Source organism: uncultured Campylobacter sp. (assembly GCF_937997465.1).
Lineage (GTDB): Bacteria > Campylobacterota > Campylobacteria > Campylobacterales > Campylobacteraceae > Campylobacter_A.
This window is the reverse complement of record NZ_CALKTQ010000340.1, coordinates 1-3,035: the sequence shown is the minus strand read 5'-3', so window position 1 is coordinate 3,035 and position 3,035 is coordinate 1. Positions and strand designations below refer to the sequence as shown.

The 3,035-nt window shown below is 46.0% G+C and carries 3 protein-coding genes; 2 read left to right on the top strand and 1 reads right to left on the bottom strand.

What is annotated here, in order from left to right; translation table 11 throughout:
- Window positions 1–238: 238 nt before the first annotated feature.
- A complete protein-coding gene (gene flhB, locus Q0546_RS11535; protein ID WP_298793189.1) occupies window positions 239–1,315 on the bottom strand; it encodes a flagellar biosynthesis protein FlhB in 1,077 nt (358 codons plus the stop codon).
- Window positions 1,316–1,404: 89 nt separating this feature from the next.
- On the opposite strand from flhB, the gene Q0546_RS11530 reads away from it, so the two are divergent.
- The gene (locus Q0546_RS11530; protein WP_298793187.1) at window positions 1,405–2,016 is read left to right on the top strand and encodes a hypothetical protein; all 612 of its coding nucleotides are present in this window, start codon (window positions 1,405–1,407) and stop codon (window positions 2,014–2,016) included.
- Window positions 1,961–2,959, top strand: a complete 999-nt coding sequence (locus Q0546_RS11525) for a hypothetical protein (RefSeq protein ID WP_298793185.1) — start codon at window positions 1,961–1,963, stop codon at window positions 2,957–2,959. Before Q0546_RS11530 ends, Q0546_RS11525 begins: the two co-directional genes overlap by 56 nt.
- Window positions 2,960–3,035 lie beyond the last annotated feature (76 nt).

The window sequence follows — 3,035 nt, the reverse complement described above, 5'->3', positions numbered from 1 at the left end:
AGCGACTTCGCCATTCAAGCCCCCACCCCCTTTACAACAAAGTAAAAAACAACCTTAGATGGTTGTTTTTTACTCAAAGAACTTAATTTACAATGCTAAATTTGATAAAACCAAATTTAGCGCCTTAAAGATGCGGGTCTCGGCGAGTAAAATTCTAAAATTTATCCAAATTTGAGCGGTGCAAATTTGACTCCGAATTCGGCTTCAAATTTACAGCCAAAAAAGTCAAATTTAAATTTCACTTCAGCCTATCGCCGAATTTTTGTTTGTCGCTTATATAAACGAAGCTTAGCACCTCGGCGACGGCGCGAAAGAGCTCTGCGGGGATCATATCGTTTACCTCGCACATCTTGTATAGCTCGCGCGCTAGCGGCGGATTTTCGACGATTTTGACGTTGTTTTGCACTCCGATTTGCTTGATGCGAAGCGCTAGAAAATCCACGCCTTTAGCGAGGATCACGGGTGCTTTTTCCTTTGTTTTATCGTAGCGAAGCGCAACGGCGTAGTGGGTCGGGTTTGTGATGATGACGTCTGCTTGCGGGATATTTTGCATCATTCTGTTGCGCGCGGCTCGCATTTGCAGCTGGCGGATGCGACCTTTGACCTGCGGGTCGCCCTCCATTTGTTTGTATTCGTCCTTGATCTCTTGCTTGCTCATTCTTAGGTCGCGAAAATACTGAAAACGCACGATCAGCACGTCAAGAAGCCCGATGATAAACATTACTATTAGCATCACGGCAGCTAAAATCAGCATTTTTTCTTTTAGCCACGCTAGCTGCGCCGCCATCGAGAAAAACAGCGTATGCGGCAACTCTTTGATAAAGCTTAAAAACATCAAAAATCCGACCGTAAAAACCGCCGTGACCTTGAGCACCATTTTGATGCCGTCTATCAGTTTTTTAAGAGAAAAGAGATTTTTGAGCCCTTTTATCGGATTGATTTTGTTTAAATTTGGCTCTAAAGGCTTGGTTGTGAATATAAATCCAAACTGCATGAGGTTGGCGACGACGCCCGCGATCGCGATGCAAACGGCGATAGGTAGGATGATGAGCAGCGTGCGAAATATCGTCGTGATCGCGACGCTAAAGAGTAGCTTGCGCGTAAACTCCTGGCCGATTAGACTCTGATAGTAGTTATACAGCGTGAAAAACTGATCGCCGATGAAGCCAAGAAGTGCCACAACGACAAAGATCGCGACCGCGAGCGTGACGAAGCCGGCTAGGTCTTGGCTTTTGGGGACGTTGCCGTCCTTGCGCGCGTCTTCGATCTTTTTGGAGGTGGGTTCTTCGGTTTTTTCTTGGTCTTCGCCTGCCATCTCTATCCTGAGTTTGCTTAAATTTGGGCGATTATACCTAAAACGAGGTTAAATTTTACGCTACAATTGCCTAAATTTAAAGGAATAAAATGCAAAAGCTTGACGATCACGTAAGCGAGTGGTTTGGGCAGATGAGGGCGCGCAACGAGGCTGCCGCGGATCACTTCAAAAGCCGCAAAATCCCCTACGACGAGTCAAATTTGATAGAGGTTTTGCAAAGCTCGCAGGATAAATTTGACCTCCTTTGGGCTACCGTTGCCCTGCGCGAGCTAGGCACGGTGCGTGCGATACCCGCTCTAAAATGCGCCGCCAAATTTAAAAGTCTAGATGTACAAGGCAATGCGGCTCTAACTACCGCGTTTTTAGCTGACGGCGTCGAGAACGGCTTTTTGGCGAGTTTGCTTTCTTGCAAAGAGTACCGCGCTAAATTTTACGCAATGACGGGGATTTTATATAAAGAGGACGGGGCGCACTCGGCCTTGCCTTTTGTTTTGGAGTATTCGGCCAGGGCTACTAAAGGCGGCAAGGCGCTTTCCAAAACGCCGTGCGAAGGGCTAGACTGGCTCTATCTGGCCAGATACGGCGCGCATTTGCCCCTGGCGCAAGAAGTTTTTGATAAAATAAATAAAAATAGGGAGTATGTAGATGAAAACGTTTTTGCAAGACTCGCAGGAGAATTCCCGCAAATTTTCACAATCTAAAAAACCGCAAAAAAGCGAAACCGAGCTGCTTTTGGACGAGTGCGGCGAAGTTTTAGCTAAGCTAAAAAAGAAAAATTTGAGCGAGCGCGAGTTTTTGTGCGAGTTGATAAAACTGATGGCTTTTTCGATACCGCAAATTCCTTATGAAATTTGGCTGGAAAAATGTATAGAAAGCGGCGATGTGGAGGCTCTAAACGATCTAGTTTTTCAGTACGCCAGAAACGAGCTGCTACCGGGCTGCGAGGGCGGGTACGATCAGTGTGAGAGGCTTATTCATTCGTTTCTTGCGCTGGCGTGCGGCGACATGAACGGCGTAAAAAACGTAATGACGCACTCTATGCCGCCTAGTACGAACGGATATAGATTTTTATGCGTGATGAGCGATCTGGTTTCGGCGCTGCTATGGGACGATAAAAAATCGCTCGAGCCCGCACTGAAAAAAGCGCGTAGATTTGCGGACTCCAAAAAGCCGATAAATGAAAGAGAAGCGGTAAAATTCGTCCTTGCCTTGCACGAAAAAGACGCGGCCGCGATGAGCGAGAGTTTGAGTAATTTTTGTGTAAAAGTTGCCAGAACCGCCGCGCCGCAATTTGAAAAGAGGATTAGCTTTTTCGCGCACGGACTTTATGCCTTGGCGCATTACCTCTTGTCTTTTGAGATTTTTGAGCGCATTAGCTTGCCGAAAGCTAAAAATTTCAGCGTAATTTACGCAAAAAGGCTTTTGGGCGGCGAACCGGCGCAGCCAAAATTATATTTTAGCTTTCCGCCGGAATTTGACGTTTTTAATCAAATTTTAAACGCGCCGCCGGCTAAAACAGTGCTTTATAAGCCTTTTGACGGGCCTTCGCCGAGCGATCAAATACGGTTTCTCGATCACGACGCGATGGTCGAAAATTTGGCGGATGAAATTTTAAAAGCTGGGGCATTAAACCAAAATTTATAAATTTTTGGATATCATCCGTCTCTTACAACCAACAAAGCTCCATAAATCTTTTGCAAAAAAGTGCTTTTTGGTCTTA

Excerpts from the sequence above, each read along its gene's own strand:
- Q0546_RS11530 (WP_298793187.1), top strand. The coding sequence starts at position 1,405 with ATGCAAAAGCTTGACGATCACGTAAGCGAGTGGTTTGGGCAGATGAGG.
- flhB (WP_298793189.1), bottom strand. The coding sequence starts at position 1,315 with ATGGCAGGCGAAGACCAAGAAAAAACCGAAGAACCCACCTCCAAAAAG.
- Q0546_RS11525 (WP_298793185.1), top strand. The coding sequence starts at position 1,961 with ATGAAAACGTTTTTGCAAGACTCGCAGGAGAATTCCCGCAAATTTTCA.